The following is a 15,394-nucleotide window of genomic DNA, read 5'->3' on the forward strand; positions in this document are numbered from 1 at the left end:
GCCAAAAGATTCGCTTGCAGGGCAAGCTCCTACAGTGACTGCGTAACGCGTTTTTTCGCTGATTTTTGAACTCGGGAGATAGCTTTGATCTGGTCAGTAATGGCACCGGTGGTGGCCTGTGCCGGCGTCGGTTATTTCTGGGGGCGTAGCGGACGTCCCTACGACATTGCCATGGTCAGCACGCTGGTGACCACCGTGGCCACGCCGTGCTTGATCGTCGCTACGTTGGGTAAAACCGGACTGTCGCTGACGGCGCTGATGGAAATGGCCGGGCTCTACGCGGCGGTGTTCATCGGTACCGCGCTGATCGCCCTGGCGGTGATTCGTATCAGTGGCCGCTCGCCACGGGTGTTCCTGCCGGCAATGTTATTTCCCAACACTGGCAATATGGGGCTGCCGCTGTGTTTGCTGGCTTTTGGTGACCATGGTCTGGCCCTGGCGCTGGCCTGGATGATGCTGTCGTCGGTACTGCAATTCTCTTTCGGGCTGGCGGTGGTCAGCGGCCAGGGGATATCGCGCAAGCTGTTCATGCACCCGATTCTGATATCAGTGGTGATCGCTCTGATCATGGTGATTTTTCGCATCCACTTACCGGAGTGGCTGTTCAACAGCGTCAGTCTGATTGGCGATCTGGTGATTCCGATGATGTTGATCACGCTGGGCGTGTCCCTGTCGCAACTGCGAGTCAACGACCTTGGCCCCGGCGCCGCTTTTGCCGTATTACGACTGGGAACAGGATTTGCGCTGGGCTGGCTGATCTGTGAAGTGACTGGCACCGAAGGCATGGTGCGCGGCGTCGTGTTGATCCAATCCACCATGCCGGTGGCGGTGTTCAATTACCTATTGGCGCAGACGTACCGCCAGGGCCCGGAACAGGTGGCGGCCATGGTCATGTGTTCCACTGCGTTATCATTCGTGACTCTGCCGTTGTTATTGATGGTGGCGATGGGTTAATCCCGTTCGCTGCTCTGCGCGGCGCGAAATTCCGCCTGAGCCCGCTTCAGCAATAACAACAGCCAGCGGCTGTTCTGGTCCCGCGAATAGCCCTCGAACAGCAAAAAGTGGTCGCCCATGTGCATCAGCAGCAGCGCCTGGTCACGACGGTTGCCGTTGTTGTCCAGCCAATGCCAGCGGCTGCTGGCGGTGGCATGGCCTTCCAGATCGAACAGCCGTTCCTCATCCACGGTGAGCGACAGATCCGGGCGTTGCATCAGGTGGTCCAGGCGCCGTTGCCGCAGTTGACCGTAGCGGCCGGACACTGCCCGTTGTGGCGACATCCGCTCCCAGCCTCCCGGCATCGGCGCCACCGCCACGGTAACGCGTTCGCGGGCCGGGGCCGGCAGACGGTAACGCCACTGGCGCCGCCGTGGCGCGGTAATCTCGCCATCGGCTTCCAGGCCGGCCAGGGTGTCCGGCGTGTGGAAGCGGTGCACGTCCCAGTTCGGGTCGTCGGCCAGCAAACGGGGTGGCGACGAAGTGCGGGTAATGTTCTGGCAACCGCTCAATCCCAGGCCGAACAACAGGAAAGTAAAAAAAAGAATCCTCACGGGCACGGTGGTTCCGTCGTTATGGCTGAAGCGCCTATGATGACATAGTCGTTCCCGCCGCGACTGCCCGCGGGCGCACAGTGTGCGGCGATGCGTCGTCATCGCCGGTGATGGATGGCACAATGGAACGGCTCGGGAAGAGCGGAGCACCGGTTGGCCCTGGATGGGAGAAGCGGTTGGCCAGTAAAAGAACAGCCTTTCCCGCTATTGCGTTGATGGCGGCGTTGATCACGGTGCCATTCGTGTTGTTGGCGCTGTTGATTCTGCAACACCGCCTGGCGGTACACGATAACTACCAACGCATGCTCGGTGATCTTCGCGCTTTCGAGGCCGGTCTGGCGGTGGCGCCGGTATTGGAGGAAGTCCGGGATCTGGCGGTGGGCATGGTCCATCTGGAATCCGCCGAGTTGAACATTCGCTACCGCGGCGCCCGCGAGCGGACCGATCAGCGGATCACCGCGTTCTTGGATGCGCTGGTGGCGCTGCCGTCGCCGGGGCTGTTGGATCAGGGCGGCATATTGCGCCGGGAATGGCGCGACTCGCCGGTGCGCACCGGCATGTCGGTGGAAGATGTGGCCGGGCCTTTCGATAATGTCGAGCACATCAATGAGCGCCTGTACGCCACCCTGGCGGCGGTGCTGTATATGTCTGATCTGTCCACCGGCACCCGGCCGCAACCCAGCGAAGCGTTATCGCTGCCGCTCAACGGCTTGCGTGAATTGACACTGCACGTCGGTCTGATCCGCTCCATCGCCATGTACACCAGTTTGCGCGGCGGCTATCTGAGCGGCGCTGATGCGCTTCGCCTGGAATCCGCCCGCCTCAAACTGGAAGAACAGATTCTGTTGCTGGACGGGCAGGTACAGGCGCTGGCGGCCCGTGCCGAGGACGCCGCGTTACGGCAGCAGTGGCGGCCGCTACGCGATTCCTTGATGAGCTATTTACAGTGGGTGGATCAACAACTGGTGGCCACGCCCCGCGTCACCGTGCCTTGGCGTGAAGCTCTGGAGCAGGGCGGCGAGCGGCAGCGGCAGGTGCATGAATTCGCCGGGCTCACCGTGGATCTGGCCCGCCGGCTGGTATTGCAGGCTCACCGAAACGCCCGTTACGACACGCTCTGGACCATGGGCGGCATCGCCCTGCTGTATCTGGTGGTGCTGTTGTTGAGCGGGGTATTTCTGCATTTCACCACCAGGGCCATCCGCGGGCGGGCGGAGCTGCGCGCCAAAAGCCGGTTTCTGGCACGCATGAGTCACGAAATCCGCACGCCGCTCAACGGTGTGCTCGGATTGGCGGAACTGTTGCGGGAGACCAATCCGTCGCCACGCCAACGGGAGTACATTGGCCTGATCGAGAACGCCGGCCGCACCTTGACCACGCTGATCAACGACGTGCTCGACTACGCCAAACTGGAAGCCGGCAAGCTGGAGCTGGAACCGGGGCCGTTCGACCCGGCGGCGGAACTGAGCGATTGCGCGCGTATGTTCAGTCTACCGGCCAGTGACAACGGCAATCTGATTCTGGTGGACGTGGACCCGGCCATGCCCTCCCTGGTGATCGGGGATGCGCCCCGGTTGCGTCAGGTATTCACCAATCTGCTGTCCAACGCGGTCAAATTTACCCGCCAGGGCTGGATCCGCGTCTCCGCCCGCTGTCTCGAGCACGGTGATGACCAAGTGTTGCTGGAATTCGCCGTCAGCGACAGTGGCATGGGCATGAGCCGCGAGGAGCAGAAGCGGTTATTCCGGCACTTTTCCCAGGCCAGCGCTGCGGTGACGCGACAATTCGGCGGCACCGGCCTGGGGCTTTCCATCAGCCAGGAACTGGTACGGCTGATGGGCGGCGAGATTCATGTGCGCAGTGCTCTGGGCAAGGGCTCCCGGTTCCGCTTTCGCATCCGCCTGCCGATCTCGGCGCTGCCGGTGCCAATGGCGGAAATCCCCATGCGGCCGGCGCTGATGTGGGATCGCAGCGGGAATCTGGCGGCGCTGTTGAAAGGGGACCCGCGCTTCCAGTCGGTACGGATACTGGATTCGCTGGCGTCGTTGTCGGCATTGCCGGTGGATAGGGACACACCGCTGCTGATCAACGGGGTACGCGACAGCGCGCAACTGGACAGTGCTCTGCAGGCGATCCGGCGCAGCGGTGCCGGTCTCCAGGTGGTGGTGTTGTGCGGCATGCGGCAAAGCGATGATCTCAGCATGCGGGACGACGTAACCCTGGTGCGCCGCTCGGTGCTCAGTGTCAGTGAGCTGCAGGAGCTGCTGTGTGATCGGGATGGTGCGGCGGCACCCTTGTCATCCCGTGCGTCCGGAGAGGAAGGGCGGGGGCTGCGGGTGCTGGTGGCGGAGGACAATCCGGTCAATCAGATGGTGACGCGGGGCTATCTGCAGCGGCTGGGCGTGCCGGCGCCGCATCTGGCCGATGACGGTGCCCAGGCGTTGCAGGCCTTCACCACCGCCGCCGGCGGCTTCCGGCTGGTATTGATGGACCTGGACATGCCGGTGATGGACGGCTTCACCAGTGCCCGCCGGATGCGGGAGCTGGAACGGGAACAAGGCTGGCCGCCAACGGTGATCCTGGCGCTGAGCGCCCATATTCTGCCGGAATACGCGGACCGGCTGCGGGACGCCGGCATGGACGGCCAGCTGATCAAACCGCTGACGTTGAGCGCGCTACAATCGGCATTACAACACTACCTGGGTGGTGTGTCTTCCGGCCTGACAGACCGGCCTTGACGCCGGTATCGCGGCTCGTGAGCCTGGGCACTACGAAGCTCCCACAGGGGCTTCGTAGCATGATCTGTGGGAGCCAGCCTGCTGGCGAATTGGCACCCGACGCGGGACATTCGCTTGCAGGCAAGCTTCCCACAGCGGCTTCGTAGTTCGGCCAGCGAATCGATGCTCAGGCTCTAAGCCGCCCCATTCGCAGTCGGCGCCAGCCTACCACGCCGGCCACTTTCAGCAGCGAACTGAGGCCGCCGGCGTCTGGCAGCGGCGCCTTGCCACGGGCGATACGCCCCAGTTGCAGGGTGTACCAGGACACTTCCATCATGGCCGCTTCGTCCACCATGCGTACACCGGTGCGGATCGGCTTCACCCGGCAGTCGCGGGCGCGGCCATCCAGCAGGCGCCGGCTCAAATCCGGTTCCACCACCAGAGGGCGGGCCAGCCCGACCATGTCGGTGGCGCCGTCGGCCAGGGCGCTGTTCATTCCCTCCAGCGTGCGGAAACCGCCGGTGACCATCAGCGGCACCGTCACCCGTTGCCGCACCTGTTCGGCGTAATCGAGGAAATAGGCCTCGCGGCGGCGGGTGGACTCCTTCACGCCCTGACCGGCCATGCGCGGCGACTCATAAGTGCCGCCGGAAATCTCGATCAGATCCATGCCCTGTCGTGCCAGCGCCTCCACCACTTGCAGCGATTCGCCTTCCTCGAAGCCGCCTTGCTGGAAATCGGCGGAGTTGAGCTTGATGGATACCGGGAAGTCGTCGCCGACCCGCGCGCGAATGGCATCGTACACCTCAAGAACAAAGCGACGGCGATTCTCGGCGTTGCCGCCGTATTCGTCTTCACGCTGATTGGACAGCGGTGACAGAAACTGACTGACCAGGTAACCGTGGGCGCCGTGAATCTGCACGCCAGTGAAACCGGCGTCACGGGCGAGGGCGGCGGATTCGCCAAAGCGGCGCACGATGTCGGCGATTTCGGGTTGCGTCAAAGCCCGCGGCAGATGGAAGAAACGACCCAGTTTGGGGTCGCTGAACGGCACCGCCGAGGGAGCCACCGCGCCGCGATTGAGCGCCTTCGGGGCCTGTTTGCCGGGATGATTGAGCTGCATCCAGATGTGCGTATTCTGCTCGCGCCCGGCCAGTGCCCAACGTTCCAGCAGCCGTTTGTCACGGTTGTTTTCCAGCACCACGTTGCAGGGCTCGCCGATGGCGCGACGGTCCACCATGACGTTGCCGGTGACCAGCAGGCCGGTGCCGCCCCGGGCCCATTCGCGGTACAGCCGTACCAGGCGCGGCGTCACCCGGTTGCCCGGGGTGCCCAGGGTTTCGCTCATCGCCGACTTGCCCAGGCGGTTCTTCAGGGTCGCGCCACAGGGCAGGGGCAGCGGCTGGTCAAGGGTCACGGTCATCTCGGGACTCCGGTGGATTCGATGGGCCCATGATGCCCATTGCGGCCGGCTTTGCCGCGTCCTCTCGGGCCAAAAGCGGGGCCGATCCGCCATTGGAGCGGCCCCATTGATCCGTCATAATGCGCTCCCCGAATGGCCGGGCCGAGCACAACCGGGAGCGCCCCATGACCGAGCAACGAGACGACATCTACGCCCAGCAGCGCGAACGCATCGAACGGTTTTCCTTCGATGAGCGGGTGGTGCGTGTGTTCCCCGACATGATCAAGCGCTCGGTGCCCGGTTACGCCACCAACATCGACATGATCGGGGTACTGGCGGCGCGCTACGCCCAGCCGGATACCTGCCTCTATGATCTGGGGTGTTCCCTGGGGGCCGCGACTCTGGCCATGGCGGCCCTGACGCCGCCGGACAAAGGCACTCTGGTGGCGGTGGACAACTCCCCGGCGATGATCGAGAAGGCGCGGGATCTGTTGCGGGGCGAGGGTTTGCAGGACCGGGTCCTTCTGCGTCAGGCGGATGTGGCACGGATGGACTTCGAACCCACCTCGGTGGCGGTGCTCAATTTCACTCTGCAATTCATTCCCCTGGAACAACGCGACGCGCTGATTCAACGTCTCGCCGATGCCACCCGCGAGGGCGGCATTCTGGTGCTGTCGGAGAAAATCCGCTTCGAGGACGCCGCCGAGAACGCCCTGCAAAGCGAGTGGCATCATGCGTTCAAACGCAACAACGGCTATTCGGATCTGGAAATCAGCCAGAAGCGCAGCGCCATCGAGGAAGTGCTGTTGCCGGAAACGCTGGCCGCCCATGAGGACCGGCTGCGCCGGGCCGGCTACCGCGAGGTGCGGGTCTGGTTCCGCTGCTTCAACTTCATGTCGCTGGTGGCGGTACGTTGATGGAGCGCTATCTGACGGCGTTGGGCGCGGCCCTGCAGCAGCACCTTGGTGACGCGGCGGCGCCGATGCGGGCGCTCAGCCGGGAGCGTCTGGTCGAACGCCCGCACGGGGATTTGCCGCGCTGGCTGGCGGCTCTGGAGCGGTTGCCGCCGGGGCCGGCGCCCTGTGACTTTGCCAGGGATACGGTGATCATCGGCGCACCCGGCGCGGCCGGGGACACGGAGACCCTGCGCCAGGGACTCACGGGGCTGATCCCCTGGCGCAAAGGTCCCTTTTGTTTCTTTGGCGAGCACATCGACACCGAATGGCGGTCGGACTGGAAATGGCAACGGGTGGCGCCGCATCTCAGCGATCTGCGTGGCCGGCGCGTGCTGGATGTGGGTTGTGGCAGTGGCTACCACGGATGGCGCATGATCGGCGCCGGCGCCGACTGGGTGCTCGGCATCGATCCCACCATTTTGTTCCTGGTGCAGTATCTGGCGGTGCGCCGTTACGCACCGGCGGCGCCGTTCTCGTTCGCGCCATTGCGGATGGAGGAATTGCCAGCGGCTCTGGAAGCCTTCGACACGGTGTTCTCCATGGGCGTGCTGTACCACCGCCGCTCGCCACTGGATCACCTGCTGGAGTTGCGTGATGCGTTGCGCCCCGGCGGCGAACTGGTGCTGGAAACCCTGGTGGTGGAAGGCGATGAGCGCACCGTGTTGATCCCCGAAGGCCGCTATGCCGCCATGCGCAACGTGTTTTTTCTGCCCAGCACCGCCCAGTTGTCGACCTGGCTGCGACGCAGCGGCTTCGATCAGGTGCGCTGTGTCGATGAGTGCGTCACCACCACCGACGAGCAGCGCGCCACCGAGTGGATGCGCTTTCAGTCTCTGCCCGATTTCCTCGACCCGGACGACCCGTCCCGCACCCGCGAGGGGCTGCCGGCACCGCGCCGGGCGGTGATGATCGCCCGCCGCGCGCCCTGACCGTTGGCATCTGCCGGGCCGTCCCGGCAGCCATGTCAGCGGTGGAACACAGGAGTATCATGGCGCCATTCACCCGGGGTGCGAGGTTGCCATGTTGTCTGTTGTTGTCGTTGCGTTGTCCAGTTCCGCCCTGACGCTGATCGTGGTGTCCCTGTGGGGGCATTTCTATTTTCAGCCGAAACTGCGCCGGACCCTGGAAAAAGATATGGAAAAACAGGCGCGCCAGGCCGCCGAGGTGATCGGCGAAAGCGTGGAAGCGGCGGTCAAGCGCGGCCTCGCCGACGGCCTGCGCAACCTGCCCACTCGGGAAATCCTGGAGGAAACCAGTCGCAGCCTGGCCCGCTCCGGCAGCGAGATCGTGGGGGAGCGGCTGGGGAAGTTCTTTGGCAAGAAAGAAAGATGAAGACAGTTGATAGTGGACAGTGGACAGTTGACAGCGAAAACAAGGGGCTGAACTGCTGTGGGAAGCGTGCTTGCAAGCGAATATTGCTAAACGCCTGAGCCACCCCATTCGCTTGCAAGCACGCTTCCCACAGCGGCTAAAGATCAGGCTGTTCCGCGATTTTTTTGTTTGCGCTGTCAACTGTCCACTATCAACTGTCAACTGCTTTTGCTTGTCCACAGTCTTCCCAGCAGCAACGCCAGGCCCAGGCTGAGCAGGGTCAGGGCCAGGTAGTCGTGGGAGAGGGTTTGCCAGAGGCCGTGCCAGTCGCCTTGGACGCGCATGAAAGCGGCGCTGATCAGGCCCAGGCCGACCAGCAGAAAAGCCAGGTCCAGCCGGCGTGAGCGGCGCAATTCCAGGCGCATCTGCCGGAGCTCCCCCAACAGGTCTTCCTGTAGCAGCCGCTGCTCCGCCAATTGAGTGGCCAGTTCGCCAACCTGGGTGGGTAGGGTGGCCAGGCGTTCCAGCCAGGCCGGGTCCTCCCGGCGCAGCAGGGCGAGCAGGTCGTGCAGGCGCACGTGATCATCGAGCCAGTTACGCACCAGCGGCCACAGACTGAACTCGCTGATCATCTGCTCCAGCCGCAGCAGGAGATCCTCGGGGCCGGTGATGCGCAGTTCCTCGCTGCTGCTGTTGGGGGCCAGCAGCCAGTGGAGCAGGGCGCCGAGAGGGGCGCGGATGCGAACATCCACCTGGCCTTCGTAATCGGTGAGCAACTCGATGCCGTCGGCGTAGATCAGCACATACAACACCCAGTGCGGCTGATCGCCGCGCAGGCGCACCACGGTGCCGTCCAGCGCCGCCAGCTGATCACGGCCGCGGCTGTGGGCGGTGAGCACCTGATTGAGCAGGGTTTCCAGGGTGCCGTAGAGGAGCAGCCCGGAAAGGCCGGTGGTGGTGGGTGAAGCGGGCATGCCTGTCCTTGTGGTGTGTGCCTGATCGTGTGAATGGGAAAGCTATCGCCAAAGTATGGCCTTTTGCCGGTGGAGTTGCCAAAAATTACGCGATGATGGTTATCCGGGACCACCCTCGTGCCTATACTAGGCAGGTTAAGAGACCCTAAACGGGCTCTACGCATATCACATTGGCTGTTTTGACTCGGTGCGGCGGTTACACAAACTGTTCGTCGCGAAGCTTGATCGTTAGAGTACTCCAGACTGGCGCCTGCCGTGCCATTGGTGACCGATGCCAGGGGAGTCTTTACCCAGATGCTGGATTCTTTTTTTTCCCACCCGGACTTCTGGAAGTTATTCAGTATTCCGTTCATCGCCGGGGCGGTCGGTTGGGTCACCAACTGGGCGGCCGTGCAGATGACCTTCTATCCCCTTGAGTTCATCGGTATCCGTCCGATCTTCGGCTGGCAGGGCATCATTCCGTCCAAGGTGGAAAAGATGGCCGGCATCGTGGTGGAGAAAACCCTGCAGAAGCTCGGCAGCCTGGACGAATTCTTCCGCGAGATGGAACCGGAGAAAATCGCCGCCCACCTGACCAAAAGCATCCAGGCGCGGATGGAGGAATACGTTGATGAGGTGATGACCGAGCGCAATTCCGTGCTCTGGGAGAACCTGCCACTGGTGGTGCGCCGCCGTGTTTACAGCCGCGCCCGGCGGGCCATTCCGGCGGTGATGGACAATGTGGTCGAGGACATCAGCCGCAACCTGGATAGCCTGGTGGACATGAAGCACATGATCGTCAGCCGCATGCGCGAGGATAAGGCGCTGATGGTGCAGATGTTCAAGGAGGTGGGCGAGCCCGAGTTCCGCTTCGTCACCAATTCCGGCTTCTATTTCGGTTTTCTGTTCGGTCTGATCCAGGTGCCGGTGTTTATTTTCGTGCCCGGCAACTGGGTGTTGCCGCTGTTCGGTTTTATTGTCGGTATCGCCACCAACTGGCTGGCGCTGAACGTGATCTTCCGGCCGCTGAACCCGGTGCGGGTGGGGCCGTTCCGGTTTCAGGGACTGTTCCTGAAGCGGCAGAAGGATGTGGCGGAGTCGTTCGCCAAGCTCACCACGGAAGAACTGGTGACGCTGCGCAATATTATGTATCAGGTGGTCAACGGGCCACGTGGTGACCGCACCAAGGCGTTGATCAAGCGTCATCTCAAGCCGCTGCTCAGCGGCGGCGTGGTGCGCACCGCGGCGCAGTTGACGGTGGGGCCGGGTGGCTATGCCGATCTCAAGCGCGCGGTGGAGGACAAAGCCGTGGATCTGGCGGTGGAGCCGTTCGAGGACGACAACTTCAACCGCGAGCGCAGCTCCATTATCGAGCGGCTGATGTGCGACCGCATGCAGGCGCTCAGTTCCTTGGAGTTCCAGGACCTGTTGCGCCCGGCCTTCCAGGAGGATGAGTGGATCCTGATCCTGGTGGGGGGCTTCCTCGGCGCCATGGCCGGACTGGCGCAACTGATCTTCGTGTTTGGAGTGGCCTGACCATGGCGTCCCTGAGCCTGACCCCGGCGACCCTGGCCATGCTGCTGGTGGGCTGCGCGCTGATTTCTTCCCTGATCACTCTGAGCGTGGTGGGGCTGGCGGTGAAGTACCGCCTCTGGCCGGCCCTGGAGCGCCATATCGACCACCGTCTGGAGCAGGCGGCGGACCGCCTGGAAGAGCGTCTGCGCCGTCGCGTCAGCGGACTGGCCAAGGATCTGGCCCGGGGCGTGGGCGGTCTGGTGGTGGGGCGTCGCGGCCGGGAAGACGACGCCGATCCGGACGCCTGATGCCCGCCCGGCTGTAGGACAATTCCCCCCGTCTTTGCAAGTGCTTTCCCTTATACTATAGGGCGTTTTTCACAGCGCGCCGACGATGACCAGGACGGCGCCCGCTTTCGGGAGAAGCATCATGTCCGATCAACCCCAGGACAATAACCAGGATAAAAAAGACGAACGCGGCCCTTTGCGCACCCTCACCGGTGCCTCCCGGGATCTGCGCAAGTACACCCATCAGATCTGGCTGGCGGGGCTTGGCGCTTTTGCCCGTGCCGAGGAAGAGGGCAGTGGTTTCTTCGATGCGCTGGTGGAAGCCGGCCGCCAGGTGGAAAAGCACACCCGTGAGAAGGCCCCGCGAGTGGAGGACATCAAGGAACGGGTGCGTCATCACACCGGCGAGACCATGGACCGCATGGAGAAAGCCTTTGATGACCGTCTGAGCAAGGCGCTGTCGCGGCTGGGTATCCCCAACAAGCGGGAAGTGGAGGCGTTGCAACGCCGGGTCCAGGAGTTGACCGATGCCCTGGAACGGATGGAAGACGAGGAGCCGGAGTCCGAATCCAAACCCCGGGACCCGGAATAAATCGTGCTCCGTTTCCGTGGGATGCTGCCTTGGCAGCGAATCGACGTGTAAATCGGCTGCCCCACGACTCTGGGACAGCCGCGCCCTTGCTTTTCCCCCGCCTATTGCCAGCTTATTCACAAAGTTATCCACAGATTCGTCCGGCGTGCTCCACAGGGGCGCATCGGACTATGAAAAATAACGCTATTCATCCACAGGAATGACCTGGAACAGGGCAGAAGGCCAAAATCCGGACCTTGGCGTCTGTTCACTATTGACATCGACAAATCGGCCCGAAACTGTGCACAGCACCCGGTGGGATGTGAAAGTCGGTAACAAAACTTCCCAAAAGGTCTAAATTGCTTAAAGTTGACGCCATAACTAACTGAAAAATAAAGATTTTCTTTAATTGGTCAAAAAAACGTCAAATTGCGCAACCTCCCCTTATTAAGCTGTCATGGGTTGTTTTCCTCACTTTCTCAACAGGGTTATCCACAGGAACTGTGGAAAACCGGCATGGTCGTTCCAGGACCCCGATTTTCCCGCCGTTGGGACGGTCAAAATCACACCAACGAACAGGTACCGGCGTACTGTCTGGGATGTGAGTCTTCTCGCACCGGTTATGCACCGGCTTATCCACAGAAGCTGTGGGTAACTCAGGCAAATGAGTATGTTCCCAATCCTCCAGCGTCAATTGGTGCCGCGGTTTGAACAGCACCTCGCCGGCGTTGTTGTAGCCCATGTCCAGACGGCCATAGTGATCCAGTGTTTTGTCGATAAAGGCGCGCACCTGCTGGTGAAAAAGGGTGATCCCCACCTTGCCCTCCGGCAAAGCGGGGATAAATGGGGCCAATCGCATGGTATTTTTGACTCCGAGTCATTAATGCATGCTTGGCAAGGCGGTCTTCATGTCCCTGGAAACCATGGAAATCAGTGTCTTCGTCAGTGTCGTCAAACTGGGCAGTTTTGCCCGTGCCGCGCAGGAGCACGGCATGACCCCTTCCGGCGTCAGCCGCGTGGTATCCCGCCTGGAGGAGCGGTTGGCGGTGCGCCTGTTGCAGCGGTCCACCCGGCGGTTGTCGCTGACCGAATCCGGTGCCGTGTTGTTCCGGCGCGGCCAGCGTGTTCTGCAAGAACTGCAACAGACGGAAAGCGAGGTTACCGCCGCCAGCCGGCATCCAAACGGCGTTATTCGTGTCAACGCACCGGTGGTGTTCGGGCGGCAGCACATCGTGCCGTTGCTGAAACCGCTGCGTGATCGCTATCCGGAGCTGTCGATTGAATTGGAATTGAGTGATCGCTTCATCGATCTCATAGACGGCGGCGTGGACCTGGCCATTCGCATCGGCGCACTGGAGGATTCCCGTCTGGTGGCCCGCCGGCTGTGCGCCAACCGACGGTTGCTGGTGGCCAGCCCGGCCTATATTCGCCGCTATGGCGTGCCCCGTGAGCCGAAGGAACTGAGCGATCACCAATGCCTGATCTTCACCGCGCTGGAGAAGCCGCGCCATTGGCGGCTGCAGGGGCCCGAGGGCACGGTGTCGGTACCGGTGGCGGGGCCCGTGGTCTGTAATAACGGCGAGGTGCTGACCGAGGCCGCCAAGGCCGGCTTGGGCATCGCCATGGGGGTGACGTTCTCGATCGCCGATGCGTTGCTCTCCGGTGATCTGGTGCGGGTCTTGCCGGAGTACGAATTCGAGCCCTCGGCGGTGCATGCGGTTTACCCGTCGGCGCGGCAACTGTCGCGCAAGGTGCGGGCGGTGGTGGACTTCCTGGCGGAATCCTTGCCGGGGCCGCCGTCCTGGGATCTGGCATTGCGCGGCAAGGTGGTGGGGTTCGAGCCGACGCCCTGATGCTGCTGTGATCCTCGGGATTTGAATCAAGAATGGCTACGCAGCCTCTGTAGGAGCTTGCCCTGCAAGCGAATGTCTGGAGCCCGAAAGAAGCCCCATTCGCTTGCAGGCAAGCTCCTACAGCGGCGTCGTAACCTCCTCGGTGGGGAAGTGATCACCAGGATTGATGAGCCTCCGGCAAGAATGCCTTGAGGCACCGGGGCTGTTTCATGGTTCCGCCGCCGCCTAGTCTGGGGGGCTCATGAACCTCGAGGAGAAACGGATGAGAAAAGCGGCGGGCATTTTTCTACTGTCGATAGGGTTGGCAACGGGCCCCCGGGCGGAATTGGCGCCGGAAGATCTGGTCTATCAGTTGGCGCCGACCGCCGCGTTGAGTGCCGGTGTCCTGGAGGGCGGCACTCGCTTCAGCCGGATGCTGGCATTGGGGGACTTTGGCCTCGGCGCTCTTAGCCCGGTGGACGGCGAGGTCATCGTGTTGGGCGGCAAGGCGTACCAGGCCGACCTGGAAGGCCGGATCAGGGCGGTGGCGGAGCAGGAGCAAACCCCGTTCCTGACGGTCAAGCGGTTTACCCGGGATCAGCGTTTCACTTTGTCGCAAGTGCGGGGAATGGCGCACCTGGCCCGTGCTCTGGACGCCCGGCTGCCATCGGCCAACGGCGTTTACGCCGTGCGGCTGGACGGGCGTTTCCAAGCTCTGAAATTACGCAGCGTGCCCCGGCAAAAGCCGCCGTATCGGCCCATTGATCAGGTGGTAGCCGAGCAGAACGTGTATGAGCTGGCTGATGTGACGGGTACTCTGGTGGGGTTCCGGTTGCCGGATTACCTGGCCGCGGTCAGCGGTGCCGGCTATCACTTTCACTTCATTGACCGGGAGCGGCGCCGGGGTGGTCATTTGCTGGACCTGCGTGGCGAGGACCTGACCGTGTCCGTGGATAAGGGGGCGGGGGTGGCGCTGTTGTTGCCGGAAGACGATGCCTTCGCCGACGCCGACTTGCGCCTGGACGCACAAAGCACGGCCCGCTTTCAGCGGGCCGTGCGAGGGGAAGCAGGGCAGTAAGGGTGGTTACAGCCCGTACTGGCTGACGTCCACTTTCGAGTAGATTTCGTTCCAGTACAGGTCCGCCAGCGCCTCGCTGCCGTCCACGTCCTTGACCAGTGTCATCCATTTTTCCAGCAGAGGACGGAAGGTGGCGATCATCTCCGCGGCGTCGTCCACGCCGTATTTCTTCTGGTAGTTGGCGGCGATGGTCTCCATGTCCTTTTCGATGAACTGCTCGGCGGTGGTGACCATGGCGTCGTCGGCTTCGTGCATGGCGATGCCTTTTTCCTTGGCTTCCTTGAGCGCGCGCTCGTCATCTATCCGGTAACCCCAGGTGGTGTGCGCGTTGGAGTCGGCCGCGGCATGCAGCAGCGCTTTGCGTTGCGCCTCGGTGAGCCCCTGCCAGACTTTGCGGTTGGTGCTCAGGGACAGGCCTCCGTAGATGCCAAGAGGGGCGCCCAGCGTGATGTCGGTGGTGACTTCCATCAGGTTGAAGCTGATCAGTTCGGCGGCGGCCTGCATGGTGCAGTCGACGGCGCCCTGGCTCAGGCCCTCGTAAATCTCGTTCACCGACATGGTCACCGGCGTGGCGCCCAGCGCTTCGGCGGCCCGGGCCCATTGCGCGCCGCCCACGCGGACCCGCTTATCGCTGAGATCCTTGAGCGTATCCACGGGCTTGTTGCAGAGAAAATAGTAGGGGGACGCCGCCGAACCGCCGCTGAAAACATGGTCGTGTGCTTCCCATTCCGCGACACATTCCGGGCAGTGCTCGAACACGAACTCGCTGACCGCGCCGGCGTAGGCGAGGTTGGACAGGGATTTCGGAGCGCCCATCAGGTCGGTGAGCATGGTCAACTCGGCCACCAGGTTGGTGCGCGGATACTCGGACGGGAAATAGGGATAGATCATGGAGCCGATGTCGGTCATGCCTTTTTCCACCCCGCCGGACATCTCCGCGAAGCTGAGCAGGGACATCATATAAACCTTGGCGGTGAGGTCGCCACCGGAGTGCTCCTTCAGGGACTTGGCGAACTGCTCCGCCGACAGGCCGCCGATGGAGTTGGGGGCGGACCCGGTGGCGAAACGCAGCTGTTCCGCGCTGGCCCCGGAGTTGAACAGCAGGGCAGCGAGAGCGGCAAGCAGGACAGAGAATGCGGGGCCGCGACGGGAAGCCGCGCCCCGTGAACGAAATACCGACATGGGAATGTTCTCCTTCTTATATAACCCGAAATGGGTCTTTCAT

At 62.7% G+C, this 15,394-nt stretch carries 15 protein-coding genes; 10 read left to right on the plus strand and 5 right to left on the minus strand.

The window, feature by feature from the left end; translation table 11 throughout:
* Positions 1-84 precede the first annotated feature (84 nt).
* On the plus strand, positions 85-954 hold the full coding sequence (locus B5T_RS08725) for an AEC family transporter (protein ID WP_014994128.1): 870 nt from the start codon (positions 85-87) through the stop codon (positions 952-954).
* On the opposite strand, the gene B5T_RS08730 is transcribed toward B5T_RS08725, so the two are convergent.
* On the minus strand, positions 951-1,547 hold the full coding sequence (locus tag B5T_RS08730; protein ID WP_014994129.1) for a hypothetical protein: 597 nt from the start codon (positions 1,545-1,547) through the stop codon (positions 951-953). The two genes, B5T_RS08725 and B5T_RS08730, sit on opposite strands and share 4 nt — an antisense overlap.
* 176 nt (positions 1,548-1,723) lie before the next feature.
* Here B5T_RS08730 and B5T_RS08735 point away from each other — a divergent pair, with 176 nt between their 5' ends.
* Complete coding sequence (locus B5T_RS08735) at positions 1,724-4,285, plus strand: hybrid sensor histidine kinase/response regulator (protein WP_167321209.1); 2,562 nt, start codon at positions 1,724-1,726, stop codon at positions 4,283-4,285.
* 166 nt (positions 4,286-4,451) lie between these two features.
* On the opposite strand, the gene B5T_RS08740 is transcribed toward B5T_RS08735, so the two are convergent.
* The gene (locus B5T_RS08740) at positions 4,452-5,687 is read right to left on the minus strand and encodes an NADH:flavin oxidoreductase/NADH oxidase family protein (RefSeq protein ID WP_014994131.1); all 1,236 of its coding nucleotides are present in this window, start codon (positions 5,685-5,687) and stop codon (positions 4,452-4,454) included.
* Positions 5,688-5,851: 164 nt separating this feature from the next.
* Here B5T_RS08740 and cmoA point away from each other — a divergent pair, with 164 nt between their 5' ends.
* The 3 genes from cmoA (at position 5,852) to B5T_RS08755 (ending at position 7,954) form a co-directional block, all read left to right on the plus strand.
* Positions 5,852-6,583 (plus strand): carboxy-S-adenosyl-L-methionine synthase CmoA, encoded by a 732-nt coding sequence (gene cmoA, locus B5T_RS08745; RefSeq protein WP_041716954.1) that lies wholly within the window; start codon positions 5,852-5,854, stop codon positions 6,581-6,583.
* Positions 6,583-7,551 carry a tRNA 5-methoxyuridine(34)/uridine 5-oxyacetic acid(34) synthase CmoB gene (cmoB, locus tag B5T_RS08750; protein ID WP_014994133.1) on the plus strand — a complete coding sequence of 323 codons (969 nt, stop codon included), beginning with the start codon at positions 6,583-6,585 and terminating at the stop codon, positions 7,549-7,551. Before cmoA ends, cmoB begins: the two co-directional genes overlap by 1 nt.
* A gap of 91 nt (positions 7,552-7,642) precedes the next feature.
* Positions 7,643-7,954 (plus strand): hypothetical protein, encoded by a 312-nt coding sequence (locus B5T_RS08755; RefSeq protein ID WP_014994134.1) that lies wholly within the window; start codon positions 7,643-7,645, stop codon positions 7,952-7,954.
* A gap of 197 nt (positions 7,955-8,151) precedes the next feature.
* Here B5T_RS08755 and B5T_RS08760 read toward each other — a convergent pair whose 3' ends face one another.
* Positions 8,152-8,907, minus strand: coding sequence for an SCP2 sterol-binding domain-containing protein (locus B5T_RS08760; RefSeq protein WP_014994135.1), 756 nt, complete (start codon positions 8,905-8,907; stop codon positions 8,152-8,154).
* A gap of 294 nt (positions 8,908-9,201) precedes the next feature.
* On the opposite strand from B5T_RS08760, the gene B5T_RS08765 reads away from it, so the two are divergent.
* From B5T_RS08765 to B5T_RS08775, 3 genes are all read left to right on the plus strand, one after another.
* Positions 9,202-10,422, plus strand: a complete 1,221-nt coding sequence (locus B5T_RS08765; RefSeq protein ID WP_014994136.1) for a hypothetical protein — start codon at positions 9,202-9,204, stop codon at positions 10,420-10,422.
* A 2-nt stretch (positions 10,423-10,424) separates the two neighbouring features.
* Positions 10,425-10,709, plus strand: a complete 285-nt coding sequence (locus B5T_RS08770; protein WP_014994137.1) for a hypothetical protein — start codon at positions 10,425-10,427, stop codon at positions 10,707-10,709.
* Between the two features lie 121 nt (positions 10,710-10,830).
* Positions 10,831-11,280 (plus strand): phasin family protein, encoded by a 450-nt coding sequence (locus B5T_RS08775; RefSeq protein ID WP_014994138.1) that lies wholly within the window; start codon positions 10,831-10,833, stop codon positions 11,278-11,280.
* Positions 11,281-11,683: 403 nt separating this feature from the next.
* Here B5T_RS08775 and B5T_RS23055 read toward each other — a convergent pair whose 3' ends face one another.
* Positions 11,684-12,118, minus strand: coding sequence for a short-chain dehydrogenase (locus B5T_RS23055; protein ID WP_014994139.1), 435 nt, complete (start codon positions 12,116-12,118; stop codon positions 11,684-11,686).
* A 49-nt stretch (positions 12,119-12,167) separates the two neighbouring features.
* Between B5T_RS23055 and B5T_RS08780 the strand changes: the two genes are divergently transcribed.
* Positions 12,168-13,112 (plus strand): LysR family transcriptional regulator, encoded by a 945-nt coding sequence (locus B5T_RS08780; protein ID WP_014994140.1) that lies wholly within the window; start codon positions 12,168-12,170, stop codon positions 13,110-13,112.
* A 262-nt stretch (positions 13,113-13,374) separates the two neighbouring features.
* Positions 13,375-14,169, plus strand: coding sequence for an acetolactate decarboxylase (budA, locus tag B5T_RS08785; protein ID WP_014994141.1), 795 nt, complete (start codon positions 13,375-13,377; stop codon positions 14,167-14,169).
* A gap of 6 nt (positions 14,170-14,175) precedes the next feature.
* Here the strand turns inward: budA and B5T_RS08790 are convergent, their stop codons facing one another.
* Positions 14,176-15,351 (minus strand): C4-dicarboxylate TRAP transporter substrate-binding protein, encoded by a 1,176-nt coding sequence (locus B5T_RS08790; protein ID WP_014994142.1) that lies wholly within the window; start codon positions 15,349-15,351, stop codon positions 14,176-14,178.
* Between the last annotated feature and the right edge of the window lie 43 nt (positions 15,352-15,394).

Origin of the sequence: Alloalcanivorax dieselolei B5 (assembly GCF_000300005.1) — a bacterium.
In the GTDB taxonomy this organism is placed as follows: Bacteria; Pseudomonadota; Gammaproteobacteria; order Pseudomonadales; family Alcanivoracaceae; genus Alloalcanivorax; species Alloalcanivorax dieselolei.